20 protein-coding genes and 6 pseudogenes are annotated in these 24,032 nt (G+C 57.2%); 20 read left to right on the forward strand and 6 right to left on the reverse strand.

The window, feature by feature from the left end; genetic code table 11:
* Positions 1 to 118 precede the first annotated feature (118 nt).
* The 3 genes and pseudogenes from ACWUI7_RS12250 to ACWUI7_RS12260 all read right to left on the reverse strand — a co-directional run.
* A pseudogene (locus ACWUI7_RS12250) lies at positions 119 to 364 on the reverse strand (ribbon-helix-helix protein, CopG family); the annotation flags it as partial.
* Between the two features lie 106 nt (positions 365 to 470).
* The gene (locus tag ACWUI7_RS12255) at positions 471 to 926 is read right to left on the reverse strand and encodes a DUF7970 domain-containing protein (protein ID WP_496642507.1); all 456 of its coding nucleotides are present in this window, start codon (positions 924 to 926) and stop codon (positions 471 to 473) included.
* Positions 923 to 1,915 (reverse strand): ParA family protein, encoded by a 993-nt coding sequence (locus tag ACWUI7_RS12260; RefSeq protein WP_496642508.1) that lies wholly within the window; start codon positions 1,913 to 1,915, stop codon positions 923 to 925. The genes ACWUI7_RS12255 and ACWUI7_RS12260 overlap by 4 nt, the downstream gene beginning before the upstream one ends.
* A 709-nt stretch (positions 1,916 to 2,624) precedes the next feature.
* Here ACWUI7_RS12260 and ACWUI7_RS12265 point away from each other — a divergent pair.
* The 4 genes from ACWUI7_RS12265 to ACWUI7_RS12280 all read left to right on the forward strand — a co-directional run bounded on the left by ACWUI7_RS12265 (position 2,625) and on the right by ACWUI7_RS12280 (position 5,670).
* On the forward strand, positions 2,625 to 2,996 hold the full coding sequence (locus ACWUI7_RS12265; RefSeq protein ID WP_496642509.1) for a MarR family transcriptional regulator: 372 nt from the start codon (positions 2,625 to 2,627) through the stop codon (positions 2,994 to 2,996).
* A gap of 392 nt (positions 2,997 to 3,388) precedes the next feature.
* Positions 3,389 to 3,967, forward strand: a complete 579-nt coding sequence (locus ACWUI7_RS12270; RefSeq protein ID WP_496642510.1) for a DUF7342 family protein — start codon at positions 3,389 to 3,391, stop codon at positions 3,965 to 3,967.
* Between the two features lie 3 nt (positions 3,968 to 3,970).
* Positions 3,971 to 4,429, forward strand: a complete 459-nt coding sequence (locus tag ACWUI7_RS12275) for a hypothetical protein (protein WP_496642511.1) — start codon at positions 3,971 to 3,973, stop codon at positions 4,427 to 4,429.
* Positions 4,426 to 5,670 (forward strand): tyrosine-type recombinase/integrase, encoded by a 1,245-nt coding sequence (locus tag ACWUI7_RS12280; RefSeq protein ID WP_496642512.1) that lies wholly within the window; start codon positions 4,426 to 4,428, stop codon positions 5,668 to 5,670. Before ACWUI7_RS12275 ends, ACWUI7_RS12280 begins: the two co-directional genes overlap by 4 nt.
* A 90-nt stretch (positions 5,671 to 5,760) precedes the next feature.
* Here the strand turns inward: ACWUI7_RS12280 and ACWUI7_RS12285 are convergent, their stop codons facing one another.
* Positions 5,761 to 6,183 carry a hypothetical protein gene (locus tag ACWUI7_RS12285; RefSeq protein ID WP_496642513.1) on the reverse strand — a complete coding sequence of 141 codons (423 nt, stop codon included), beginning with the start codon at positions 6,181 to 6,183 and terminating at the stop codon, positions 5,761 to 5,763.
* A gap of 510 nt (positions 6,184 to 6,693) precedes the next feature.
* Between ACWUI7_RS12285 and ACWUI7_RS12290 the strand changes: the two are divergent.
* From ACWUI7_RS12290 to ACWUI7_RS12360, 15 genes and pseudogenes are all read left to right on the forward strand, one after another.
* Positions 6,694 to 7,755 (forward strand): annotated as a pseudogene (locus tag ACWUI7_RS12290) (ATP-binding protein); the annotation flags it as partial.
* Complete coding sequence (locus ACWUI7_RS12295) at positions 7,752 to 8,636, forward strand: bifunctional DNA primase/polymerase (protein WP_496642514.1); 885 nt, start codon at positions 7,752 to 7,754, stop codon at positions 8,634 to 8,636. The pseudogene ACWUI7_RS12290 and the gene ACWUI7_RS12295, both read left to right, overlap by 4 nt.
* Positions 8,633 to 10,156: a primase-associated protein gene (locus ACWUI7_RS12300; protein WP_496642515.1), complete on the forward strand. Its 1,524-nt coding sequence runs from the start codon at positions 8,633 to 8,635 to the stop codon at positions 10,154 to 10,156. Before ACWUI7_RS12295 ends, ACWUI7_RS12300 begins: the two co-directional genes overlap by 4 nt.
* Before the next feature lie 255 nt (positions 10,157 to 10,411).
* Complete coding sequence (locus tag ACWUI7_RS12305; protein WP_496642516.1) at positions 10,412 to 14,602, forward strand: ATP-binding protein; 4,191 nt, start codon at positions 10,412 to 10,414, stop codon at positions 14,600 to 14,602.
* Between the two features lie 601 nt (positions 14,603 to 15,203).
* Positions 15,204 to 15,644 (forward strand): DUF8030 family protein, encoded by a 441-nt coding sequence (locus tag ACWUI7_RS12310; RefSeq protein ID WP_496642517.1) that lies wholly within the window; start codon positions 15,204 to 15,206, stop codon positions 15,642 to 15,644.
* A 273-nt stretch (positions 15,645 to 15,917) separates the two neighbouring features.
* Positions 15,918 to 16,208 carry a DUF8069 family protein gene (locus ACWUI7_RS12315; RefSeq protein WP_496642518.1) on the forward strand — a complete coding sequence of 97 codons (291 nt, stop codon included), beginning with the start codon at positions 15,918 to 15,920 and terminating at the stop codon, positions 16,206 to 16,208.
* On the forward strand, positions 16,208 to 16,543 hold the full coding sequence (locus ACWUI7_RS12320) for a DUF7558 family protein (RefSeq protein WP_496642519.1): 336 nt from the start codon (positions 16,208 to 16,210) through the stop codon (positions 16,541 to 16,543). The genes ACWUI7_RS12315 and ACWUI7_RS12320 overlap by 1 nt, the downstream gene beginning before the upstream one ends.
* Before the next feature lie 50 nt (positions 16,544 to 16,593).
* The gene (locus tag ACWUI7_RS12325; RefSeq protein ID WP_496642520.1) at positions 16,594 to 17,172 is read left to right on the forward strand and encodes a DUF7437 domain-containing protein; all 579 of its coding nucleotides are present in this window, start codon (positions 16,594 to 16,596) and stop codon (positions 17,170 to 17,172) included.
* Positions 17,173 to 17,241: 69 nt separating this feature from the next.
* Positions 17,242 to 17,853: a hypothetical protein gene (locus ACWUI7_RS12330; protein ID WP_496642521.1), complete on the forward strand. Its 612-nt coding sequence runs from the start codon at positions 17,242 to 17,244 to the stop codon at positions 17,851 to 17,853.
* Positions 17,831 to 18,061 carry a DUF8150 family protein gene (locus tag ACWUI7_RS12335; RefSeq protein ID WP_496642522.1) on the forward strand — a complete coding sequence of 77 codons (231 nt, stop codon included), beginning with the start codon at positions 17,831 to 17,833 and terminating at the stop codon, positions 18,059 to 18,061. The genes ACWUI7_RS12330 and ACWUI7_RS12335 overlap by 23 nt, the downstream gene beginning before the upstream one ends.
* The gene (locus tag ACWUI7_RS12340; RefSeq protein ID WP_496642523.1) at positions 18,058 to 18,285 is read left to right on the forward strand and encodes a hypothetical protein; all 228 of its coding nucleotides are present in this window, start codon (positions 18,058 to 18,060) and stop codon (positions 18,283 to 18,285) included. The genes ACWUI7_RS12335 and ACWUI7_RS12340 overlap by 4 nt, the downstream gene beginning before the upstream one ends.
* A pseudogene (locus ACWUI7_RS12345) lies at positions 18,282 to 18,848 on the forward strand (hypothetical protein). Before ACWUI7_RS12340 ends, ACWUI7_RS12345 begins: the two are co-directional and overlap by 4 nt.
* A 650-nt stretch (positions 18,849 to 19,498) precedes the next feature.
* Positions 19,499 to 20,398 (forward strand): DNA-binding protein, encoded by a 900-nt coding sequence (locus tag ACWUI7_RS12350; RefSeq protein ID WP_496642524.1) that lies wholly within the window; start codon positions 19,499 to 19,501, stop codon positions 20,396 to 20,398.
* 175 nt (positions 20,399 to 20,573) lie between these two features.
* Positions 20,574 to 20,969: pseudogene (locus tag ACWUI7_RS12355) on the forward strand (homing endonuclease associated repeat-containing protein); the annotation flags it as partial.
* 125 nt (positions 20,970 to 21,094) lie between these two features.
* Entirely contained in the window at positions 21,095 to 21,460 is a 366-nt protein-coding gene (locus tag ACWUI7_RS12360) for a homing endonuclease associated repeat-containing protein (RefSeq protein WP_496642555.1), read from the forward strand.
* Here ACWUI7_RS12360 and ACWUI7_RS12365 read toward each other — a convergent pair.
* Both ACWUI7_RS12365 and ACWUI7_RS12370 read right to left on the reverse strand, forming a co-directional pair.
* A pseudogene (locus tag ACWUI7_RS12365) lies at positions 21,364 to 22,176 on the reverse strand (nuclease/transposase family protein); the annotation flags it as partial. The gene ACWUI7_RS12360 and the pseudogene ACWUI7_RS12365 sit on opposite strands and share 97 nt — an antisense overlap.
* 1 nt (position 22,177) lies before the next feature.
* Positions 22,178 to 22,294 (reverse strand): annotated as a pseudogene (locus tag ACWUI7_RS12370) (transposase); the annotation flags it as partial.
* 316 nt (positions 22,295 to 22,610) lie between these two features.
* On the opposite strand from ACWUI7_RS12370, the gene ACWUI7_RS12375 reads away from it, so the two are divergent.
* Positions 22,611 to 23,756: a Fic family protein gene (locus tag ACWUI7_RS12375; RefSeq protein ID WP_496642525.1), complete on the forward strand. Its 1,146-nt coding sequence runs from the start codon at positions 22,611 to 22,613 to the stop codon at positions 23,754 to 23,756.
* Positions 23,757 to 24,032 lie beyond the last annotated feature (276 nt).

The raw sequence follows: 24,032 nt of genomic DNA on the forward strand, positions 1-24,032 counted from the left end.
GAGCACAGGTGTTCCTCTCGCTGTGCCTTCGCCTCGTCGTCGCTATCACCAACTACGAACGCGGAGACAATCCGGGAAGCACGATCATCACGGTGTGAGAAGAGTTCTATGACACCCTCACGTAGTCAAGAAAACAGTGTAGAAAGTCAACGTCAAGCAGCACATGCTCACCCCCTGAGAGCATTTTATGATAATCTCCTAGTTTGGTTCCTGCATCGGTCGTGGCAGCCTGGTAATTAGCCGCGTAGAAGGTTAGAGCCCGTCTGAGCAGCTCGCTTTGTCCGTGTCCCGTGCGTTCGGTGAGATCATCAAGTGCATCCTTCGCTCCCTCATCGAGTGACACTGTCACGCGATCGGTTGCCATAGTGTAGCATCCTCACTCATCACGTGAATAGCCAGCGGTTTTCATTAATACTAAAGTATATTATAATTCTAATGAGGTAATATAAACAATATCTCGCTATATCGTATTACACAGTGCCGAATCCTTCCTCTTTCATTAATTCAGCCACTTCTTCTGGATGCTCGTACGCAGCGAGTAGAGCGAACTCTCGTGCATCAGTTTTCGAAACCTCACTCACGTCAAGTGCGTCAGCTAATACAGATCTAAACTGCCCTTCCCGGGCCGCCACAGTGTCACGGACATGAATCTCTAACCGGGTATCTCGCTCATCACCCACATTGCTCCGCCTGACGAAATACGGGTATGTCGCTGAGGTGTCTGATGGAGAGGCCGATTCAGGAGGTCCTCCCGCTGTCTCCTCCTCTAATGAATTGGTCCCCATAGTGGTCTCTACTGATTCACGGGTTGATCCCGTCGCTTCTGACGACGGTTTCGTCGTCCCCTCAGGGGCATCTTCTGTATCCGTATCATCGCTGTCTGCCCCGAAATCAAGGTTACCAGAGCCGGATTTGAAGTTACTCATGCAGGGGCCTCCGTCTGCGTGTCATCAGTCAACGCGATGCGTTTCGTGTCGTAGTCTTGGATAGTGAGCTCTACTGCAGTGTCCACCTCAGTATCAAACGTATCTGTGGCAACAAAGTGAGCCAGCTCGAGGATTTTTTCAAGTGTTTCAACCTCTCTATCTCGAACTCGACGCTGGCCGGGTTCGCTCACCATTTCCCCATCGTGAGTAAACGTCTTCCAGCGTTCTTCGACAACTTTGAACGCCGAGCCACGTGCTTCCCACATCGCGTCCATGAGGCTCTCCCGGTTGCCAATGGTTACCGGTGTCGCGAACGCGTCTGTGTCAGCAAATTGCTGTTGATACTGCTTATGCGCGTTTGTCTGGCCGACGCCAGAGGGAACAACACACGAGAGCCCGATCTTGATATCTAGTGATGTTTCCATATTTCCGACGAGTTCGTCGAGGCCATCAAGGCTGAGATTCCCCTTTCCAGCCGGCTTAACTGGGGCGACAAGTGTTCGTAGAGCAAATATCGCATTGTACAGCAAGTCTTCTGCCCGTGCATTCGGGTCAACGAGGATAGCATCATACGTGTCGTTGAGTGAGTGAGTTTTCCACAGGAGGTCGTATAACAGCTCAAACCGTGGGTACTCCTCTCGAGGCATGTTTTTCATGCCGGTCTCATAGGAGATCTTCTGCTCAAGATTTGACGTGAAATCCCCAAGCATGTCATGACTCGGGATGATATCGACTCCCTCATCGGTCGTTTCGATGAGGTCATCAAACGGCCCATCAGGCATATCAAGGATGTGCTTGACGAGGTTATCAGCATCAGGATCACTGCGGGCTGTCCCAGCGTCAAATAAGCTCGTCAGGTTCCCTTCCTGGGGATCAAGGTCAATCACCAGTGTACGCGCCCCCATTCGCTCGAGGGCGACTGCGAGGTTAGCGGTCATTGTCGTTTTGTACGTCCCCCCTGACTCCGAGTACACTACAGCCGTTATCATGTGTAGCTACGATCGACCTGAGTATACATAAATCTGTGTCAGACATTACAGACGTGTATCTGTACCAGTTATCTGTAGCAGTCATGTGGTATTTCAGAAAGTGCCTAGAAGAGCTATGGAGGCATCAGATTACATAAATCTGTTTCACTGACCCACATGGTACAGCCAATCAGCACAGATAGCTGTTACAGATGTCTGTGATTGGGACGGTAGCTGACCGAGCAAAATCAAATTATCAGATAAACTGAGTCCACAGTATTACAGATATCTGGTACAGATATACATAACAGATATCCGTGTCCAGTGTTTACTACTAAAACTAGTAAGAAGAAGACTCCAGAGAGCGTCACTTCATGCTGACTGTCACAGATAGCTGTTACAGACGAACAAGACAGACATGGGGCTATTATCCAAGAGAACTACCAGATGGCAATCTGAATTTTCAACGAGGTACTGTCTAGTATATCTGTACCAGATATCTGTTACAGACGATTAAAACAGCTAATTGCACCATATAAACGGTAATCTAAGATAAGACTGGCTTATCCCCGAAACTGTGAACGCCTAATCTACGGCAGAAGTTGAGACCGATTGTCTCAATGCATACGATTCTCGAATCGCTTCATAATCAACGCGATTTCTCCTTCAGCAGTTTCGTAGCTTTCACTTCTAACACTCTTCACGGCGGATGACGTACCTCTATTCAACGATGTCCATTGACCGAGACACCTTGGATAAAACGAGCGAGGATGAGCTCGAAGAACTCTCTGTGCCTGATCATGTCCTCGGATTTCTCGCCGCCAACCAGGTTCGAGCGTTCAAGACCCTCGAAATCGCCTCCCAGATCGGCGTCGACGAGGGTGCAGTCAGCACCGCGCTCTCACGGTTGAAAGACCGTGCTCTAGTCGAACACAAGGCGACGTACTGGGCGGTGACTGACGACACCGAGCGCCTCGACGGATACAGCGGGTACGAGCGGGCGACCGCATTATTCAACGACCAACTCGGTACAGAGGATAAGGGAGCGTGGCGCGAGCACGCACCGCAGAAACCCCACCCGAGCGTCGAGGATGAACGGTGACGGACGAAGAGACACCGATTTTTGACCGTGGCGATGTCGTTTACGGCGATGACCCGTTCAAAGGTGAAGAAGACGCTCGTCCCTGGCCCCTATTGAAATTGCTATAGCAACATACAGTTTATAGCTACACAGAAATCGTCAATAAAGAGGCTAAAGGTCTTCTAGCGACTGAATACAGGTGTTACGGCCTTCTACAAAGCTGGTCATGATTACTTCAATAATCACGACCACTTTGAACTACCCCGACGCCATCGGTGAAGCACGAACGCTGCAACCGCCTCATGACGGCGCTTCCCCAAGGGTAGAGGCACCGAGATCGGGGTTCGGGATTTCTCCGAGTCTCCTCAGCTGAGCTCGGGACGATACCGAAGAAAGAATTCAATATAGGACTAATGGCCTCAACCTATATTAAGACGCAGCTCGAACGATGTTGTATGACCGAAGACGGGTCCTCTGAGAGCCTGATGGAACGCCAGACCACGGGTGAAGACCGGGTTCGGATGACCGCCCGGCAGCTGTCGGAGCCGCGGACGGCTAACTGGATCGCCTCCGAAGCGGACTGGTCACACGAACCAACCAAGCGCGTCCTCGAACGGCTCGTCGACGACGGTATTCTCAATCGTGATGAGAGCGGCACCCACACGACGTACTACCCGGATTATCGTCGTCAGGCGATGCAGGAGGCGATGCGTCTTCGGGACAGCGGGCACACTGTCGAGGAGCTCACGGACCGGCTCGCCGATATGAAGACGCAGATCCGCGACTGGGAGGACGAATTCGGCGTTGAGTCACCGAACCAACTTCGCGGAACGCTCGCTGACGAGTCCCTTGACGCTGACGAGGAAGACCGTCGCCGTGAGATTGCCCGTGAGTGGGAGCACCTGCAGCGACGGATCCAGATCGTTGGCTTCGCCATCCGCGAATGGGACTTCCTCGCTCCGACGATAGAACCTGCTGAGGCCAACAGCTAACGGATGTCTGTCCCGCACCCAGGTGGTGATCCGAACGCGAACCTCTATGCGCAGCTAAAGCGGGATGTCCTCGATCGTGTGCCACAGATCACGGCGGTCGAGTTCGTTCCTGATGATATCGAGGCCAAGCAGCTGCGAGCGGTTTTCGATCCGGCCCGTCTTGATCCCTCGACAGGCCCTGATTCACCGGAACTCACCATCAAGTGGTATCGACAGGATCCAGACGATTGGTTCCGTATCAACTACACGGATCCGAACACGGGCTTTCACGCCGGCTGGCACCATGATGAGGATCATCCTGATCTCGGGCAGGCGCATTTTCAATACTCAACCGCCAATACGGAGGATCGCTGGGGAATTAGATTCAAACACGAGACCCCCTCTCTGATCCTTTGGGAAATCATCGAAGAGCTTCTCGAGGACGTCCGTCCGACCTACCAGTACGCGAACGAAGAATCATGACTCCGGGTACACCTCGAAACCGTTCCGATCAGACACTTGCGGGCTCCTTCGAGCGCTACCTCCAGGACAAGGGGAAAGGCCGCGGTGGTGAGGGCGGGAACTACCGACGAAATGCAGCCCGCGAGCTTGAGCGATTCGCCGAGTGGGCCGCCGGCGACCGCGGTCGAGACGACTGGACCGGGATCGTCCCCGACGACGTCGACCGCGAGCCGACCTCCGACGATCTCGACGAACGCGTGTTCCGAGAGTACGCTCGGCACCTCGCTGGTGATCGGGGCCTCAAGCAGAATACGGTTCAAACCTACTACCGCTATATCTCTGCGTGGTGTGGCTGGTGCGTCAACGAGGGCTATCTCGAGGCCCACTACGCGCAACGGGCGAGTGCGATGGCTCCGTTACCGGAGGATGACGGCCGCAAGCCCGGCGACCAGCAGGCCTGGACGTCCGAACAGCGCCACGCGATCATCCGCCACGTCGACGAAAAGGCCCATGAAGCCATCAAGGCGTACACGACGCTCCCGGAGGATACTAACCCACTCGACAAGCAGCGAGCACGCTACGCGGCGCTGAAGGCGGCTCGTGACCGGGTTCTGGTGTTCGTTCTCGCGTACACCGCTGTCCGCGTCGGGGAACTGCTCCGGGATCCGAACGACCCACGCCGGCGCGGCGTCCGGTGGGAGGATCTCTCCCTCGACGACGGGAGTATGGACGTCTACCGGAAGAAACAGCAGTGGGACGCTGCGAGTCTCCCCGACCCGGTGATCTCGCCGTTGCAAAGCTATCGCCAGCTGATGGACCCACCAACGGAGCGCTGGCCGGTGTTTCCGACGTTCGACCAACGGACGCTCGCAGGACTCGTTCAGGATGAGCTCGCTGACCGAGGGGAACCCCCAGAAGCAATTACTGAACGCCGTGAGGAGTACGCTCGCGACTACCTACTGGCGCTCGACGAGGACATTCGGCTGCCGTCAATCACAACGGATGGAGCACGGTCCATTCTCCAACAGCTCTCAGAGGCTGCCGAAGTCGACATCGACCATCCGAAACACGACTATCTTGCTCCGCACGGTGGTCGACGTGGGATGGGCGAGGTCCTCGTTCGTGCATTCGGATATACCGTTGCGGCTAGGTACCTTGATAATTCCGAGGAGATGGTTCGCGAACGATACTCACATATTGAGGCTGGCGAGTTGGGGGACGTGGCCACGGAGGCTCTCGAAGAAATTGATGATGTCGGGTAGATCTGAATCTCCAGTAGATGAGGTAGACATCATAAAGCCAATCCTATGATCCGGACTGGTGTCTTCGGCTATGGAGACGCTCTGACTCGCTCAGTTGGATTGATTTTCTTCAACTGCTTCACGGACAATCTCGTACATCTCATCTCGGACAATTTGGCGAATATCCTCTTCCGAAAATCCACTATCATGTCGTTCAACGGCGAGTTGACCACTCAACGTGCGCAGGGCTGCTTCAAGAGCTTCGATTTGATCACTGAATTCAGATAACGTCCCGTGGACTGCGTCTGAACCGAATCGGGCACTATCGCCAACCTCGATGTCAGCACCACGCTCATCTAGTATTCGTTTCGCAGGCCTGTCACCAACGATCTCTTCTTCGGGAAGGTCCGGTGTCACAGATACCGGATGCATCATTCCCGTCAACTGGATCTCGAGAACCGAGTCTAGATTATCTCTCAGGTGCTGCGCCATCTTCTCTTGTTGCTCCTGTTCACCGTGAATAGAGGGTGTCATAGAACAGTTCACAAGCTGTTGTTTGCAATTGAAATAGGTGTAAACTAGCTGTGAGAAAGAGCATGCGAACCGATTACTGTTGGCTTGATAGCTTACAACCTTCGTTCGATATGGCGATTAATCGCTTGAACGCGTTCTGTATCGTATGTCCAGAGCGATTTCCATGTGCCTGACTCAATTTCGATAGCGACGAGGGCAGCATGTGGGAGTGAGTCATCCGTTGGAACGTGGACAACGAACCACGAATCTCGAAAGTCGCCATCCCATCCACCGTGCATCGTTACGTCGAACTCCGGTGGCGGTGTCCAGTCGGGCATCCCGTAGACGTGAGTGTCTGTGTCCGTTTCGGCTAAGCGGTTATACACCGATCTTGTACCCTGTTCGCTGTTGATGCGTGAGAGGCGCTGAAACGAGGCACGGTGAATGCCACCATCAGCCTCCCACGATAATCGTTCGATATACCGGGATACGGTGATGAGAAGCAGTTTCTCTTTGTTTGACTCGGGATAGATGGTCGAGCGGACACAGGCCCAGTACGGGCTAACAGAGCCGACTGAGTCGAGCACTGCTCCGGAAGAGACTGGCTGGGGGAGTTCGGGGGCCGAGACGACGGGCTCGGTTACCGACGGCGACTCAGGAACGGATCCGACGCAATCCGCGTTCATCAGCGAATCGACGACCGAGGACGCGTCGACGTCGACCACCCAGCCCGCAACGGACAGCGACCCAGATGCAGACGAGGCAGCGATGAGTCCCCTGTTCGGACAGGCCACCGAGACGGACGAGGAGTCAGCTGCTGACCAAGCAGCGGGGCCGGAGAACGGGGCAACACCCGTTCAGGAAAGCAGCGTACCCGTCCCCGATGACGAACTCCAACAACGCGGGCTCAGTCGAGACGACGTCCAGTTCCTGAATCGGGTCCTCGACGTGATGAACCGGGAGGACGACGAGTACACGCTACTGGACAGGATGAGCCAGCTTCGGGACGAATACGACGACCTCCATGTGGAGCGGCTCACGGAGCAGGACCTCCTGGACGCGGACTCCGCGGCGGGGCGCAAGTACTACACCGTCCTCCCGGACGGTCGAGACCTCCTCGGGAGAGAATTGAAGGCGGGGCCAGGAGCGGGCGATCTCGGCGAGAAAACGCCACACAAGGTTGGCGTCCGGCTCCTCGAGCTCTGGCTCCAGCAGCGGGACGACGTGGTTCGCGTGGAACCGTACTACGAAACCGACGACGGCACCGTACTGGACGTGGCCGGCATCGACGAGGACGGCGATCTCGTCTGGGCCGGCGAAGCAGAGCTCGCGAGTAACAACCGGCACGCCCCGGTCGAGGATTACGACAAACTCAGCGCGGTGGACGCAGACGCGATCTGGGCCTTCAACAATCGCGAGACGGCGCTCGACGTATTGGAGGGCCTTGCCGACGCGGATCGGATCGACGAGCGGGTCAGCGGGCGGGCGGCACGGTCGTTCGCGACCATCAGAGACGCCGTCGACGAGTTCGATGCTGCGGGCCTGACCACCGTTCGGGGCTTCAAAAATCTCGATCAAGAGCTCAACCCATGACCTGGCGACAGGCGACCCGCGAGGAGATTTACGCCTACTACGCCGAGGAGTTCCCCCGCTATCTGGCCGACTTGCCGGAATTCATCACGGCGACCGGCCCGAAACAGTACGCCGTCGCCTTCCGCGAGTCCCACCCGGTACGTAAAGACGAGGTGCCGGCCAAGGACTTCATCCGGCGGGATACGTGGCAAACAGATGCGTCGGGGGACCGAACGACGCCCGAATTCGACGACTTCGAGGACGTCGTTGCGTTCATTCGACATCCAGCCCGCAACGACCCCTTGGGGCGGAGCAAGTTCGCGCTTGCTGATCCGGAGGTGCTGGAGCAACCGGACCCACGACCCGACGCCGTCTACTACGCGCTGGATCACTGGGAACGACCCTGGGTCCTCCTCGTCGACATCGACGCGAAAGAGATCGCCCGAGACAGAGCGGAGGAGCTGGTGTCGGCGGACCTCCACGATCGGGACGACGATGCGCTCCTCGACGCTGCGGGTATCCTCGATGCTGCTCCCGAGGGGTATCCGTACGCCTTCGAAGATGTCGACCGCGCCATCGAGTACGGGTTCGAGGTGCGCGACATCTTCGTGGACGATTTCGACGCCGAGGAGACGATGGTCGTCTACAGCGGGCAGGGGGTCCACGTCTACCTGCTGGATACCGGTCCGGCGCACCGATACGACGAGCAGAGTCGCGAGGTGTTGAACGACCTCCTCCTCGAGACGTACGACATCCCTATCGACCCTGTCGTGACAGCCGACCGCCGGCGTGTCGCTCGCCTGCCCTACTCGCTGCACGCCGACGTCTGCAGCATCGTCCAACCAATCGAGAGCCCGGCGTTCGACGTTCGGTCGGCGACACCCGAGGTGATCGACGAATGAGTCCGAGTACCCCAACCGACGACGAGGACATGGCGTATCGGGTTGCGGCACTCCCGCTGGAGTACGGTGAGACCCGGATCAACCAGCTGTTTACGCGTGGTTACAATCGATACGTCGTCGACGGCGAGGACCAACCCGAGGACCTCGTGAACGACGTCGAGCGGTTCGGGACGGCGGCGTTCAAAGAGCAGGTTCGTGCCGACGCCGCCAACGAGCCGTTCGTCGACGAACCGGGGACACTCGCTGTGCTCGCGACGCTGAGTGCGATCTGTGTGAAAGAGCACCCGAAGTTCGAGCACGCGTCGCCCCGGAACATCCAGGTGCTCTACGACATCCGAGAGCTGTACGTCAACAATCTCGCCTCCCTCATTCGGGCCCACGGCGATGGGTCGCTCCAACAGGACATCGCCGACGTGCTGTACAGCAAGGAGCCCGGTGAAGATGGCCCGCACCCGGGCCGGGTCTGTACGGGCATCACGGAGATGCCGGAGTTCGGGGATGGCCTCTACCTCGAAATCCCGATGGCGGCGGCGTCACGCAAATGTCTCGTTCGGGAGGACGAGTCGTCGACGGGGAGTGACGATGGCGAAGAGATACTGACGCAAGTGAAGGACAACAACCTGTACGTCCCGGTCGGTGATTTCGACAGCAAGTATCGGGACTACGCTGAGCGGGCGTTCAAGAAGCTCCTGCGGGTGCAAGAAGACGGGCTCTCCGACGACCAGCTATCGTGGTTGACCACAAACGAGTCGGCGATTACGGAGCGGATCGACCGCTTCCTCGAGACCGGCCATCACGAGCGAATCTGGCGGAACTGGGACCGCGGGGAGCGGACGATCCGCGTCCTCCGGCGGGCCCTGAGTGACGCGCCCGACGACGTGGCGCAAAAGGGCGAGTTCCACACGGCGAAGGAGCTCTATCGAGCTGTTACGGCGTACGACGCCGAGGACGAGTGGGAATCCTCTGTAACGGACTGGATATCGAGTCCGAGCAGTCTCGCGAAGACGCTGGCTGACCACGAGTCCCACTCGGCCGTCACGATCGATCGCGGCGGGCGCGTCAATACGTACCGAATCGGGCGAGCCGGAACCGGCGCCGAACAGATCGAAGTGCGAGAGATCGAGGACCTCTTTGAACTCCCCTGTATGGCGAATATGGAGGAGCGGCTACACGAGAAGAAGCCCGTCCGGAAGGACCTCTACAACTTCGCGCGGATGGTGATGTGGCTGCCGCAGTACCAAGACAGCAGCCTCGACGAGATCGTCGCGGACCTCAAGGACGTCTTCTCCCGGTGGCCATGGTACGACGAACAGGAGACCGAGTACCAGGTCCGCTACGAGTTCTCGAACACCATCGACGGGGACACGCCATTGCCGATGAACTGCGATAACGACGATCTGCAGCGCTACTGTATCGGCCAGGACCAGTGTCCCTACTCGATCTGGGGCAGCCTCCCGTTCCCGGATGAGATGTACGAGCAAGTCGACGAGGAATCAGCTGGGCCTACTGATCAATTCTGAACTGCTGATTTCATTCTTAGTTTGAATACTATCGAATAGTACCCTTTCCCGTGAAACGGCTGATAGACCCGTACACAATTACTGCTGGAAACTCCAGCGTTTGTGATGCATATTCTCGCTCAACGCCAGATACAGCTAGAGGTATGGTATAACCGCTATAAAAGTCGATTCCAGGTCCGAGATAAGAAACGGCTATTCTCCCCTTCCTATTAGTATCAGTTGTGCTAAACGGGTGATATCTGGTGACTTGGAGGGATGAGATCATTCATCACGAGGGCCGGAAGGAAACTCAAGGACCTTTTCGGAGGTGATCAGGAGGTGGAGACAGATTCGTCACCCTTGGCAGTCAGTTATGTCCCACGGGAAGGCGTCCAAGAACAGATAGTTCATCGCCTAGACGGAGAGAAAAATCTGTTTCATATTGCGGGCGAGCCAGGTGTTGGGAAGACCTTTCTCCTTGACTGGGTGGAGGACGAGTTCGGTGACGAATACGCGGTCGAACGGGTTGAGTTAGGCTCTCACCACAGTATCCAGACGGTGGCGCAGAAAATTTACCGGACGATACTTGGTGATATCCCAGAATCGGTGAAGGAAGGCGACCGAGAGATCACCGGTATCTCGGGAAGCGCTAGCGCTGGCGGGTTCGGAGGCGGGGGCGGGGTCTCATGGACACGAAACCCCCCAGAGTGGGCGGAAGATAGATTCCAATATATTGAAGCACTGGATCAGATGGCTGACTACATCCCAGACGGTCATAAGCGACTCATCTGTCTTGATGACATCCACAACATTGACGATGACGAGAAGAAAATAAAAGATTCTCTCAGCGAGATTGCCGAAGTGCTTGGACCGGAAGTTACCTTACTGTCAGTAGGCCGACTACAGTTCAAAGGCCAAGTTCCGGTAATCCGACTTTCTACGTTCAGTGAGGCACAGTCCGTCGAACTCCTGATGAACGAAGTACCTGAAATGGAACCAGCGACGGCACGGGAACTCCATGACCGGGTGAGTGGCCATCCATACTACTTGGGCCTCTTGGCAGATATCGAGGATCCCGCCGCCGCTATCGAGGTCCCTGAGGAAGACATCCGTGACTATATTGAAGAGGAGTATCTGGAAGCGCTGGGTGGAGATGAAGAGCGGTTCCTCCAGGCGACATCCCCGCTGACCGAGCTAGATGAGTATGTTTGTAGCGCTGTATTGGCGGACGAAGACGGGTTTGATCAGGTTGGTGTCCGCCGGTTGTTACGTGATCTCAACAAGCGGGTGATCGTCCAAGACAAGAGGACCGGCCCCGACGGGACGACTCGGTACGCGATCCACGACAAGTTCAGAGAGTTCTTGCTCCGCCAGGAGTCGAATCCGGGTGAAATCCACGTAGCAGCGTTTGAGTTCTATACAGATCAGCTTCGAGGCCAGATTGCGTCTGATGAAACTAATTTCGAACAGGGGACACAGTCCACCACTCTCTGCACCCATCACCTGTCCGCTCTGATCGAGTTACAGGAGCAACAGCAGAGCGTAGCTGGTTTTCTGGAAAGAGCATTAGGAGAGGATGGATTGCCGTTCTATACGGCGACTGTTCTTCTTGACGAGCTCAAATCGTGGCCGACAGATGATGTACCGGAAACCGTCGTGTCGACGGTGCTGTCTACCTTGGAGGATCGAGAGCCGCTTGCACGGTACTTTTTCGACGAGAAAGTCGATCGATCGTGGGCCGAACAACTCTACGATCAAGAAGTCTTCGCTGATCCAGGTATCCCTCACATGCAGTACCTGTCCAGCATCATCGACGTTCACCCGGACTTTGTGGTCAAGGTTATTACTAATCTCGACAGCGAAGATCCGAACACGCGACGGTGGCTAATTAGCATCGCAGGCGATCTGCCCGCGGATGCAGCGGCTGAGACGGCTACTATTATCGAGTCGTGGGTCTCAGAATCAGAGTCGTTCCACCAACTGGATTTCTATGCGATACAGCTAATCCAGCATTTGGTTGAACATGACGAGATAGAGGCCGCAGTGACCGTGTTAGGCGGTGTACTTCGGGCACCACAACGCGATGCCGACCTCGACTGGCAGCAGGACGAGCAGTTCGAACAGTATGAACTCCACGAGCTGTTTCAGGAGACACGTGAGATCTTTGTTGAGGCGTGTGGCCACGAGTTCCTCAATGCATTAGATGAGGCATTACGAAGGATCTTGGATGCCGGAACGGATCCTGAAGGAGAGCCGATTTATGAATCAGTAGCTAGCCGAACCCCGATACCGGACCTTGATTACGGTGAGAACAATTCCGGTGAACGGAAGCATATCCTCTTCACGTATCTGAGCCTCGCTGCCAACCAGTGGGTTAGTGCTGATCCAAACGAAGATAGCCGGGAAGATTTGATCACATCATATCTAGAGGACCCTATTCCTGCGTTCCGGCGTATCGGCTTGTTTCTCCTCAGTCAGCACCCTGATACATATCAAGACCTCGTTGCCGATGAGTTAGGAGAGGAGACAAACTACGACGATGATAATATCCAGTATGATTTCTATAGACTGGTAGAAACCGCGTTTTCCTCTCTCGACGACGACCAGCAGAATCAGGTTTACAAGGTACTCCGCGAAGGGCCACAGGATAGACAGTGGATTGAGGACCGGGCGGCCCACGAAGCGCCAGATCGTGAGCAGTCTGAAGACGAAATTGTACAGGAGCGTGTGGAGCGGTGGCGATTGAAACGCTTGTATCTCCTTGATGGAGAAGTCTCAGCTGACCAGCAGGAGTATATTGACTTCTTAGTCGAAAAATACGGGGTTCCAGAAAGGACTGCGTCCGAGCCGTATACACCATCGGTCCGTGGTGGTTTTGTGGATGAACGAGGACCGGAAGATCTTGAGACGCTTCGTACTTGGTCCGCTGAAACCGTCCTACAGATGTGTGTGGACTGGAAACCACCTGAAGACCAATTGTGGTCTTTCGATGATGATGAGCGGGTAGAGGTCAGTCACTGGGGGTTTGCCAAACAGCTCTCCCAGTTGGTTAAGGAGCAGCCAGCTTCGTACGCAGAGAGAATCAGTATTCTGGAAGAGGCGAAACCACAGTACGCGGATGTCGTTCTGGACGGGCTTGCTGAGGCGCTACAGAACGATGGGCGGTTCTCCTGGCAGCCAGTCCTATCGTTTTGCGAGACGGTGACAGATGAACCAGGTCAGTGGCCGTCTCGGTGCCGTACCTCAATTGCCCGGCTTCTCCGAGAGGGTATCCAGTCAGACCAGACTGATTTCCCCAGGAAGTACTTAGTCCGCGTTGAGGGGCTGTTGGTTCATTTGCTCACGGAGGTCGGTCTTGAGACAATTGAAGAACAGCCGCAGAGTTGGAAAGGTGGCGTCGGTGACCCTGAAGAGGAAGTACGGAGAAACGGGGTCAGTACAGTTGTCAGTTATATATGGTGGAAGGACCAGAACGATTGTTTAGGTGACGATGGGTTAGATGAGCCTCTCCGAGGAGCAATCCAGACAAGGATAATTGAAGATAGCGCTGTCCCGGTGCGGACGGCTTTGGGCAGGCATTTCCAGACGTTCTGGGCAGCAGATAAAGATCTGATTCAGTCACATTTGGACGACCTCTTTCCAAGAGGCGATGAAAACGAGGCGAAGCAGCTGTTTTCGGCAGTGTGGAACGGGTACACTAGAGGTAACCCACTCCTTCAACCAGCATTCTCCGAGCTACGGCCGTTCTACAGGCATGCATTAGATTTGCTGGCCGAAGATGAGTCTGATGAGGGATGGATCACTGCAGCGACGACAGCGTCCCATATTGGTATGGCGTATGTCGTTGAAGACGAATCACTTGACGACGATGAGAGTTTAATACGACAATTCTATTATATGATGCATTCGGAGACAACAGCAAACGTGGCCGATGCATTCTCACAAGTCCTTGATAACGAGGACAGCCCGCTCGACGATCACTGGGACGCGATCCGTGAGCTCTGGCAGTGGCGACTTGGTCAAGTCGAAAGTGAAATAACCGATATCGAAGATGCCGCCGAGTACCATAAAGAATTCAGATATTTCCTTCAATGTCTTCAACACACTGATGCAGCCAGTCTGGAGGACGAACAGGACCTTGTGGAGCGGACTGCTCCTTTCCTCGTTCATCAAGCCCCGCATGTGCGGATTCTTGAGGAATGGTTAGGCGAACAGTCAGCGACCTACCCTACTGCAGCGATATCCGTTTACCACGCTGTTATTGAAGCGGTTCCTGATGGAGAATGGCACAATGTTGCCCGTTCAAGCAAAGACGAGATGCGAGAGACGCTGTATACAAACGCCATCCACGCAGGGGATGAACCAGGATCCCATGCGTACAAGGTCGCAAACCGATTCGCAGCAGCCGGGTACGAGATAGATAAAGAGTTTCTTGACAGCTACCTCAGTAACGACGATTCCCGCTAACATCCTTATTTAAATCGACTACATAAACCACCCCATCTGAATTTTTTTAGCAATTTCACAGAGCCAGACGTCTCTCAGATAACCGAAAGTTAGACTTTAGACCAGAACCAGAAACTTCTGATTCCCGTCGAGCTATTTTCAGCACCTAACACGACCGAAACCGGTGGAATAGAGGGGATTTCGCGATTCGAAGTGCCAAGCCGAAGAACCTCGAGAGATTCAGACCCGGTGAAGCAACGGTTCCAAAGTATTCAGATACGTCCGTAATCTCCTTCGTTACCCCGCCGTCGAGCAATTTTTCAAATCACAGTATTATCCTGGAACTCGTCGAGGTGCTTTCTACGCGCTCAAATCGGCCCGACGGGGTTCTTCTACGATTTGAGGTCGTTATTTCGCCTTTCATATCGCGGTTTTCGTCCAAAGAAAGAGGCGATATGCAATGTGCGAAGGCCGCCGGCTCTCTCAGGCCGAGGGGCCGTCACAGGGGTAGCGGAACTACGGAAGTATCAGATTTAGCGCATAGATTGACAGGGTGCGTTCCGGTGGTGTCTGTTGCCCCCGCGAGGGGGTGGCGGGGCGCATCACGTGCCCCCGATAGACGATGGCTTCGGACCAACGCAGCAAGACACGAGCAGCGGATCAGGCAGGAACTACCCCCGGCAGTCAGGCGCCGTGGGCGGACCTCGAGATGGCGGTTCCGACCGACCGGGATCACGCGTCGGTCGTCGCCCTCGTGGAGTGTACTCTCGTTGAGCTCACGCACGAGGCCGTGGGCGCCGTCTTCATCTCCCGGCAGGTCGGGCGGTCGACGCGGACGCAGTACGTCGCCGCCGACGACGTCGGCGAGCAGTTCCAGAAACGGCACTTCGACGACCGGCTGGGCTGGCACGAGACCACCGTCCCTCGACGGATCGTTCGTGAGGAGTTCATCACTCAGCTCACGCAGTCGCCTTCGACGTCGGCGGAGCGATCAGGTGAGAAAGCAGCCAGCGAGCCAGACACCTTCGTCGTGAAGCCAGTTCGAGAGCTCCGAACGCCGTAGCGGTTAGGCTTAACCAACATTCCGAACCGATACCGACACCGTGTTGGTTAACGCTGGGGCAGGATCCACTCTCTCGCCGCCACCCACCGCCCGACTCCTCGAGTGAGTGCATCCTGGCGGCCGGGCGATCCGAGGAGGTACCGAATCTGTACGCCATGAACTGTTTGTCGGCGTCCCCAGAACGCTCCGCGTTCTGGTGTGCGCACGAGAACGTGTTTCTCGTGCACGCCGGGAGGCGTGCAGCGCCCAACAGTGTGCGCTGCGTGACTCACCATGCCTGGTCCCGATCCGCACGACGACACGAGTCGCGACTACGAACGGTTCGAGAAGGAACAGCTCGCCCAGGACCGCGACGCCACCAGCGGTGACACGGCGGATATCGACGACCCGACGGCCCAACGCCTGGTCAACGACCTCATCGACGCGGCCGTCGTCACTCCGGTTCCCGAGGACAAGGTTCTGGTTCACGAGCCGAGCGGCACCACGTTCGACTCGACGACACAGTTGGCCGTCTTCCACCGTGGCTGGACGAACGGCCGCGACGCCGACACGGAGGGCGAGTGATGCAGCAGACCCTCGTTGGCTGTGCGTTTTGCAACGCCCCGCCCGGCACCGAGACTGGCGAGGCCCACACTTGGGGACAGGACGAACGGGTCACTCACCCGATCTGCGTCGACTGCGCGATCCAGACAGAGCCGGATCCCGACGAGCGCGATCACGTCGCCTGTGACGGCTGTGGGCTAGTCGTCGACACGCTCGCGGCACTCACCCGGTTCCGGGTCGAACTGGGGCATCTGGAAGGCCCGTTGCAGCTGTGCGCCCGCTGTAGCCCGGGTGGGCTCGCGACGTACTGGACGCGCGATCTCGAGGAGCATCTGGTCGCGACGCCGCCGAGGTGACCCCAAACACTCTTTACTGTTTCGCTGTAAACTGTAATCAAGACCGAATCGTGTCACGCACCTCAAACCGCGCCGACGGCGACATCGTCCAAGACTTCCTGTCGGTCGCTGACCTTCTCGAGGAGCCACAGCTCGCCCAGCTGTACGCGTACCTCGCTCGGGAGGGGGAGGCGACCGTCCAGGACGTAATGGACGACCTCGAGCTCGCACAGGGAACTGCTTACAGCTACGTCAATCGGCTCGTCGACGCCGGCGTCGTCGACGTCACCGACGACGAACAGCCACGCCGGTACGCCGCCCGGAAGATTGACCTGACCGTGACGACGGCCGCCGGCGACCGCGAGTACACGATCACGCTGGCGCTGATCGACGCCGTTGGCCGCCGCGAGACGGACGCCGACATCGACACCTACATTGACCGCCACGGCGTGGCCGCGCTCGCGACGGCGCTCACCTACGCCGTCGCCCGTGAACGCGGCGAGGTGACCCACCGGCTGATGGCTGAGGATCTGGACATCTCGCCGCTGGCTGCGGAGATGATCTTGCAGGCGCTCAGGCCTGTCGTCCACAAACACTACGACATCGAGGAGGACGTAGGTCATGATACCGAAGAAGGGGTCAACGTATGAGCATCAAACCGAGCGATCGGACACATATGACGCAGCGGTTAGTTTATCGGCGTTCCATGGAGCGAACTGATGGAACTCAGTGACGACACACTCACAGTGTCACGGGAGCTTTCAGAGCTTGATAAAGATGTACTTGAGTTCACACAGGTCCTCGATGCCTGCGATGTTAACTACGTCATCGTGAGTGGGTACGTCGCGATCCTCACTGGGCGATCTCGATCGACCGAGGACATCGACGTTATCCTGGAGGCATTATCCGAAGCGGAGACTGAGCAATTGGTTACGGAACTCAAAGATCGAGAATACTGGGGGATGGCAATGCCACTTGCTGAGATGTATTCGATGCTGAGCGAGGGCAGCCGCATCCGAATTGCTGAGGACGGAGAAATGTACCCGAACTTCGAAACTTGGTTTGTTTCAAACGGCGTTGAGCGTGAGGCCCTCTCGAATCCTCTCACGGTGACATTTAATGAGGGGCAGATCGAGATCAGCCCGCTTGAACTCCAAATTGCATACAAACTCCGACTTGCACAGGCTGCAGACAGCCTCAGCGGAAAGGATTTCGAGGATGCACTTCACCTGTACCTGACGTTCGAGGAACGATTTAACACGGAGCAGCTCGAAACGTACGTTAACGAGCTTGGAGTAGAGGACTACTATGCTGAACTCAAACGAGTTTGAAGACGATCACCGCCGGAACACCGAGCAACGGCGAGTGATGATCAAACGATGGGCCGAGTACGTTCGGACCCACGACGACGAGGAGTGGTCGCGCCAGCAGAACCGCCTCATCGACTCGCAGCTCCAGTCGGCAAACGATATGGCTGCCGCTGGTGAGACGGATCCAGTTCGGTTTATAGCCGCTCAAGATCGGCTGCGCGACCGATGAGCGGGGGAGACCGGCTTCCAAAGGCGATCGCAACGACGTACTACAATGCTGGGCTCACCGGTGACCAGCTCACAGGCCTTATTGGTGCCACGTCCGCCACGCGCCTCCGGCTTCTCAAAACGGACCTCGAAGACGACCCGCTCGATCTCGCTGCCCCCGACAATATCGACATCTACGAGGAGGCCGTGACGACAGTCGACACCGGGGCCGGCAACGATTGCTGAGCGGTCAGCGACTGCGAACGGTCGCCGCTGACACCAGCGCCCTCGTCAGCCGCGCAATGTCCGTGTGGATGCAGCCGTCGGGCTCGGCGTTTTAAACCTGTTCCAGTATCTGCTTCCCTTCTGTGATGCGGTCATCCCTTGGAAGTGATTCTAGAACTCGTGATATCACGCAGTACCAGGACATCCACGCCGCGGCTGCGAACAACGTCCTCGCGGCCCGCAGCTACTACACGGTTGAAGACCCCTACGAGCGCGACGAGCCACCGGACTCTCGGCCGACGTTCGGGCTCGACGACGGCGAAACCGACGGGATTGTCCTTGCGAACGCGCTCGATGTCGATGGGTTTCTCACCGACGAGTTCGGCGGGACGAACTTCCCACTCATCCACGCCGTGCTACAGGGCCCGGGGATCGTCCCGACGCCGCGGCTCATCGTCGACTACGCTCGAAGCGGGCATCTGAGTCACGAGGAAGCTCGAACGCTGATCACGACGATTAGCCCGCATCGGAGCTGGGAGAACAGTCCGTACGTCACACAATTGCTCCACCGTCTCGAAGAATAACCAGTCTCCGGGTGGCGACGCCGAACAGCCAGCGCCGGCGACGGCACTCGAAAGCCCTCGGCCGCTCGACGTCCCGCGACCGCGCGAGACTGCGTCTCGCTGGCCCTCGTTCCCTTCGCTCACGAGGACGCCGCTGCGCTCCTCGTGCCTGCGGTGCTTGCGGGGTCGGGGGACGACCGAGGCGGCCTCGCCCTTTCTAAGTCCGCCAGGACAGTAGCTGGATCGCCGCGTGTCGCTGCCGGCTAGACAGGTGTGTACGTCACGGCCCGCCCCGCTCGCTGCTGCCGCCCTCCGCGTCGCTCGCGACCGACCATTCCGGGCGTGCGGGCGCTCTCCGCACCGCCCGCGCCCGTTCCGGGCTAAAATGTATGTGCCCTCGACGCCAGCGGGTAAGCGCGAGGGGTTGCGCGGCGTGGCTGCTCACCCCCACGCTTACTCCGCTGGCCGCTCGCTCCGGGCGGGTCGGCGCGCGGTGCTGGTTGGGGCCACCGCACGCAGGCGCGCTCTTGCTCGCGCCCGGGAGGGCGCTCGCGAAGGCGCGAGCGAGAGCGCGCAGTCGGTGCTATCGGACGTCGACATCGTCGGAAAACCGCGATGGTGGAGCATCGCGGTGTCGGCGCGTGAGCGCCTTCGGAATCAGGTCGATTCCAATGTCTAGTAACAACGCTAGCGGAAAGGTCGTTACGGTCGATGAACAGGCATTTGAGAAAGCGGGCGGTCAGGCGGTCGATGAAGACGGCTTCCCGGTCGTCGACGAGACGCCGGAGTTCGAGGCCGCGGTCGAGCAGGAGATGCAAGCGAAGGTGGATGCGAACCACCCGGACGGGATCGCGGACACGAGCGAGGACCGGATTCACGGCGTCACCCTCGAACAGGAGGAGCGCATTCGGGCGCGGGAAGCCGAACTGGAGCGCATCAGTGCCCAGGCCGAGCTGGGAACGCAGGATGGTCGTGAGCAGCGCACGCGAGAGGTCGTCGCGCAAGGGAGCAAGCAGCGCTGGCGGGAGTTCCAGAAGCGGGCCGCGAGCGTGGGCCCGATGGCCGACCCTGAGCGGGATGATCCCCGAGCGGAGCTCTCCCAGGATAAACTGGCGACAGTGAACACGGAGGCAGACCGACTCGCGACGCGGCTGGATGGCTGGTCGCGTGCCGCGATCAGTCGACGCCTGGCCAAAGCGGTCGTCGACGGCCGGGACATGGCAAGTGCGGTCGTGCGGGTGTTCGAAGAGTTACAGACGGCGCCGGGACAGGTGGTTCCAATCGGGAAGCTCGAGGACATCGATCGCAAGGAGGTGAGCATTGAGGGTCAAGTAGAGGTGCTCTGGGAGAGCAACTCGCCAGCCATCGCTCAAGTCGGGCTCATTGCAGACGACAGTGGGAAAACGAAGTTCACCAGTTGGGTTGCGAGTGACCAACCTCACATCAACGAAGGTGAGCGCGTTCGTATTCAAGAGGCAGCGAAGAACTGGTACGACGGGCGCGTTTCAGTGGCGCTCACCGGCTGGACCACCGTGCATTTCCCTGAGCGCGGCCGCTGGTGGGAAGCGTAGCTAGCTGACGCAGTCTCTTTTTTATTGGGTGCCGGACCGACCCAGACCCCACCGCCCCACCCTCCGCTCCGTGCTCGCTCCCTGCGGTCACTGCGCGCGCAGCCACGACCTCTCGGACAGTTTTTCTGGCACCGCTATGGGTGCCGGCGCAAGTAGGCCGGCGAGTGACACAGAAATGTACGAATGCGACTACTGTAGTGCTACGTTCGATAGAGTTAGCAATCTCGGTGGACATGTTGCCTCCGTACACCGGTACGGAGAGCACGAATGCGAGACGTGCGGTAAGACCTTCACCTCGCTTGCAGCCTATCGTGGCCACCTCGGTGGTCAAACCTCGATCGGACGTGACGAACTGAAGACTGAGCTTCAACGACTCACCGATCAACTGGGCCGGCCACCCACGCGAGACGAGATGGAGACAGACGGGTCGTATTCTGCAACAGTGTACTGTAACGAGTTCGGTTCGTGGAGTAACGCTATCCGCTCGGTCGGGCAGAAACCAGCCCAAGAAGGCCACGTACCGGACGAGGCTTTGATAGAGGCGATCCGCAACTTAGCCAATGAGCTCGGGCGTGTGCCGACTGCACCAGAAATGGATGAACGGGTACGTACTCACAACAAACCTGTGCGGATCGGTTTGGGTCGTGGGCCAACGCGGTACTTGAAGCGGGGCTTGAACCCGCTGGCAAGCAGAATATTCCCAAGCCGGAACTCCCTGCTGAAGTCGATCGGCTTGCTTCAGAACTCGGCCATGCCCCGACGGTTGAGGAGATGAATTCGGAGGGGCAGTATCACGTTGCGACCTACTACGACCGTTTCGAGTTGTGGCGACAAGCGAAACGCCGTGCGGGGTACGGTGACTCACAAGACGAGCGAGCTGCGTGGAAGCGACAGAAGTGGGGCCAGACGCGGTGGCACCGACAGCGTCAGCGAGTGGTTAAGGGTGACGACTACTGCTGCCAGAAGTCCTCCATCACCAACACCGGATTCTCGTACTGCGTTGCGTACTCGACGGCTTGCCGAGACGCTTTCTCCACGATGTCGGTGAGCGCGTTCTGGTAGTGCGAGAAGCGATCTTCGATACGTCACTCGGATGCGTCACGCTCTTGGAGTCGTTTCAGGGTCGTGTGCATCTCTTTGCGGAGATGCTTCGCTCTGCTTCCGCTACACACGAACGGGTCAGTCGGAGAACCATCCTTGAGGGCACAGCCCGTGATGAGGGCGGTTTCTCCGGTGTCTAAGCCGATGTGCGTGGCGTCACCGTTTGTCGCTGGTTCTTCGACCGGGTACTCGACGGTGACGTGTAGTACCCAGTTCTTCCGGTGCTGTTGAAGCCGGATTTCGCCCGCCTTCGCGTCCTCCGAAACGAGGTCGTGCCAGAGGTCTTCCTGTTCAGGGTTGATGCGGAGCGGTATCCAGAAGTTCGTTCCCCGGCCGGGACGCGGAACCCACCACGTGAACGCGTAGTCGCGTTCTTCAGAGTGGTCGAACTTCGCGGCTTGATTCGTGAGCCGTATCGGGTGGCCGTCGTCGAACTCCTTGGCGTTGTACGTCTTGCGGAGTTTCGGAACATAGTTGCAGAGAGCGGCCTTGGCCTGATACGGGAGGTCGTAGGGCGTCACGATGTCGCTCACCGCCGACATGGTACTCGCTCCGGCGTCGAACGCTTCTTGCAGACCGTCACGGTAGGTTTCGAGCAGATCGTTGAGTTTCGACTGCTTGTGCGCGGTGGGTGGCGCGAACGTCGCCTGCAACGTTTCCGTGACGGTCTGAGACACGCTACTGCTCCTCGACGTAGTTGATGAGTACGTCGATGCTCACTTGGCCGGTGGTGGCGAGGAAGTACCCCGGTTGCCAGAACGCCTTGTCGAGCGCCTGCCGAACCTCGGGATTCTCGCCTTGAAAAAATAGCGCATCAAATCCTCCGTAGCAAGGGAATTAGCGCATGGTTCGGTCAGCCGCCTCGATCTCTGGTCGCGAGCCGCTTCGATTTTCGAGTAGATGTGTAACAGCAGCGCGATCGTGGCACAGTAGCCCTGAAAACTCTCACATTAGTATACCCATTTATATACCAAATAGACATAGAATTTCTGCCGGTGTTCACAGATATACTATTCACGCTTATTTTTCCACGATACAGCTACTACTGGCCTTTCGTATACTTGATATAAAAACACCTATACCAGTGGGGACAAATAGTGGTACCAGCGAGATGCCCACTGAAGAGCTTCCCGATAGTGCACCGGGAGAATACGTTCCCTATCATCCGAATCCATATTATTCACCGGAGCCGCTCCCGGTAGAACCGAAGTTCGAACTCTCCGAACAAACGCAGGATCTGGTAGCCGATACAGCGTATCAAATCGGTCGTGTCGACGGCATCAGCTCGACAGTCGACTTCTCCGCAGTTCTCTACACCTCTCTCATACGTATCGAGGCCGTTGAGTCGGCACGTATTGAAGGAGCAGATGTCGCGTATCAAGATGTCGAAGCGTACCACACAAAGCATCCCTCTGGGGGGGCTGGCGCGACAATCGAGAAAGACCTGAAAGAGGCCCTCAATTACGAGACGGCGCTCACGTACGGTCTGGAAAAGGTCGAGAGCGGAGCACCCATAACGCTCTCGCTTATCAAAGAACTCCATTCGATGCTGCTTGAGGATGTCCGAAACGAGGGTGACGTCATCGGTGACTTCCGCGACCATATGGTTCATCTCACGAGCCCACAGCAAGGACAACGCCCATTCGTCCCGCCAACTCCGGAGGGACTCACTGGACTCATGAACTCACTTGAGTCGTACATACAGATGGGTGGGCAGTACCATCCCCTCATCGACGCCGCTATCATCCACTATTTTTTCGAGACAGTACACCCCTTCTCGGATGGAAACGGTCGACTCGGTCGACTGCTCATTATTCTGTATTTAGCAAGCAAAGGATACCTCGAAAGTCCGTATATCTACCCGAGCGCGTACTTCAATCGTCACAAGATCGAATACGTCGAGCGGATGCGTGCGGTGAGTGAGGACGGTGCGTGGGACGAATGGCTCAGGTTCTTCCTCGAAGGACTCCGAAGTCAAGCTGAGATATCGTACGACCGGACGCACCGACTTCGCGATCTCCAAGGGCGCTATGAGAAGGAGTACTCAGGCAGTACGAATACGGACGCGTTCGCTCGGCAGTTACTCCAGTATCCGTATTTTACGGCTCCAGATCTCGTGGAGTATCTCGACGTCTCACGCCGGACCGCCTACAAGGTCGTCGACGACCTCGAATCAGACGGCCTCATCGAGGAAGTGACTGGGAAAGAACGCGGGAAAGAGTACAAAGCAGTCGAAGTATTCGACATACTCCAATAAGAGCAGGATTCTCCGCGCCACGGTGCGCAGGGAAACATCCAAGCGGTAGAAGAGTCAAAATTAGGTTAAGCAATGAGTCTTGATGAGGCGGTTGACGAAGCGCTCGCGATGTATAATATGTCGCGCAGCCAAGAGGCCGAAGAAACGGGCTGAACAGTCGCCACACTCCAAGACTAACGGCACTCCTTAGTCGAGGTTCCGAATCTTCTCAGCGAACTCCGCTTTCGATAGCCCAGCAGACATCCTCACACCGCTCTATCCGCGGCTGTTTATTTC

This window comes from Halorubrum orientale, from assembly GCF_059623105.1.

Coding starts and splice junctions, on each gene's coding strand:
- ACWUI7_RS12255 (WP_496642507.1), bottom strand. CDS start 926: ATGAGTAACTTCAAATCCGGCTCTGGTAACCTTGATTTCGGGGCAGAC.
- ACWUI7_RS12260 (WP_496642508.1), bottom strand. CDS start 1,915: ATGATAACGGCTGTAGTGTACTCGGAGTCAGGGGGGACGTACAAAACG.
- ACWUI7_RS12265 (WP_496642509.1), top strand. CDS start 2,625: ATGTCCATTGACCGAGACACCTTGGATAAAACGAGCGAGGATGAGCTC.
- ACWUI7_RS12270 (WP_496642510.1), top strand. CDS start 3,389: ATGGCCTCAACCTATATTAAGACGCAGCTCGAACGATGTTGTATGACC.
- ACWUI7_RS12275 (WP_496642511.1), top strand. CDS start 3,971: ATGTCTGTCCCGCACCCAGGTGGTGATCCGAACGCGAACCTCTATGCG.
- ACWUI7_RS12280 (WP_496642512.1), top strand. CDS start 4,426: ATGACTCCGGGTACACCTCGAAACCGTTCCGATCAGACACTTGCGGGC.
- ACWUI7_RS12285 (WP_496642513.1), bottom strand. CDS start 6,183: ATGACACCCTCTATTCACGGTGAACAGGAGCAACAAGAGAAGATGGCG.
- ACWUI7_RS12295 (WP_496642514.1), top strand. CDS start 7,752: ATGACCTGGCGACAGGCGACCCGCGAGGAGATTTACGCCTACTACGCC.
- ACWUI7_RS12300 (WP_496642515.1), top strand. CDS start 8,633: ATGAGTCCGAGTACCCCAACCGACGACGAGGACATGGCGTATCGGGTT.
- ACWUI7_RS12305 (WP_496642516.1), top strand. CDS start 10,412: ATGAGATCATTCATCACGAGGGCCGGAAGGAAACTCAAGGACCTTTTC.
- ACWUI7_RS12310 (WP_496642517.1), top strand. CDS start 15,204: ATGGCTTCGGACCAACGCAGCAAGACACGAGCAGCGGATCAGGCAGGA.
- ACWUI7_RS12315 (WP_496642518.1), top strand. CDS start 15,918: ATGCCTGGTCCCGATCCGCACGACGACACGAGTCGCGACTACGAACGG.
- ACWUI7_RS12320 (WP_496642519.1), top strand. CDS start 16,208: ATGCAGCAGACCCTCGTTGGCTGTGCGTTTTGCAACGCCCCGCCCGGC.
- ACWUI7_RS12330 (WP_496642521.1), top strand. CDS start 17,242: ATGGAACTCAGTGACGACACACTCACAGTGTCACGGGAGCTTTCAGAG.
- ACWUI7_RS12335 (WP_496642522.1), top strand. CDS start 17,831: ATGCTGAACTCAAACGAGTTTGAAGACGATCACCGCCGGAACACCGAG.
- ACWUI7_RS12340 (WP_496642523.1), top strand. CDS start 18,058: ATGAGCGGGGGAGACCGGCTTCCAAAGGCGATCGCAACGACGTACTAC.
- ACWUI7_RS12350 (WP_496642524.1), top strand. CDS start 19,499: ATGTCTAGTAACAACGCTAGCGGAAAGGTCGTTACGGTCGATGAACAG.
- ACWUI7_RS12375 (WP_496642525.1), top strand. CDS start 22,611: ATGCCCACTGAAGAGCTTCCCGATAGTGCACCGGGAGAATACGTTCCC.